The sequence below is a fragment of the Caballeronia sp. LZ029 genome (assembly GCF_031451275.1).
GTDB classification, from domain to species: domain Bacteria; phylum Pseudomonadota; class Gammaproteobacteria; order Burkholderiales; family Burkholderiaceae; genus Caballeronia; species Caballeronia jiangsuensis.
This window is the reverse complement of the sequence record NZ_JARUXO010000140.1, coordinates 1-1,107: the sequence shown is the minus strand read 5'-3', so window position 1 is coordinate 1,107 and position 1,107 is coordinate 1. Positions and strand designations below refer to the sequence as shown.

General features: G+C 62.8%; 1 protein-coding gene. It reads left to right on the top strand.

Annotation, left to right across the window (positions count from 1 at the left end):
- Positions 1-34: 34 nt before the first annotated feature.
- The coding region (locus tag QCE73_RS39350) for an IS481 family transposase (RefSeq protein WP_309886218.1) at positions 35-1,107 on the top strand (1,073 nt) is incomplete at its 3' end.

Sequence of the window (1,107 nt, the reverse complement as noted above, 5' to 3'; positions counted from 1 at the left end):
ACACTTCGGACGAATGGTTCGTCCGGAGTAGATCATGACCTGGGATAGCAAAGACATCATGGAACTGAGGCTTGAATTCGTGGAATTCGCCACCCGAGAAGGGGCCAATCGACGCGCCTTGTGTCGCCAGTACGGCATCAGCGCAAAGACCGGGTACAAGTGGATCAGACGCTTCGAGCAAGGCGACACCGCTTTGGCCGATCAGTGCCGACGGCCCCTGCATAGCCCCTCGCGTACCGCTGCCGAAGTGGAGGCGCGCGTGGTCGAACTGCGTCAAGCGCATCCCGCCTGGGGGGCGGCCAAGCTTGCCCGGCGCCTGAGCGATCTGGGTTGCGCTCAGACCCCTTCGCCGAGCACCGTGACGCGTATCCTGCATCGGCAAGGCTTGATCACCGCTGAGAGCAGCACGGAGGCCTTGCGATGGCAGCGCTTCGAACACGAGCATCCCAACGATCTGTGGCAGATGGATTTCAAGGGCTATATCGAACTCGACAGTGGACGACGCTGCTTGCCGTTCACGGTGCTGGACGATCACTCGCGCTTCGATCTGGCGCTCGATGCGTGTGGCAGCACGCCCACGCGGGTCGTGCGTGAGCACTTGCGCGAGGTGTTTCGCCGTTACGGGTTGCCGCTGCGCATCAATGCGGACAACGGTCCGCCATGGGGCAGCCCTGCGCGACCCGGACAACTGACTGCGCTGGCGATCTGGCTGATCCGCATGGACATCCGGACTTCGTACAGCCGGCCCGGGCATCCGCAGACCAACGGCAAGGATGAACGGTTTCATCGGACGCTGAAGGCTGAACTGCTCGCGGGTCGGCACTTCAAGAGCCTGAAGAGTATCCAGCAAGCCTTCGATACGTGGCGCCAGATGTACAACCACGAGCGGCCGCATCAGGCGCTGGGCATGGCCACGCCGATTTCACGCTATCAACCCAGCCCGAGAGCGTATCCGGAGCGTCTGCCGCCGATCGAGTACGGCGACGCAGACGTGGTGCTTCGCGTGGGCATCAACGGCGAGGTGCGCTTCAAGTCGCACTGCTTCAAGGTTTCGAGTGCGCTGGCTGAGCTGCCCATCGCGTTGCGCGCCTGTAGCGAAACTGACGG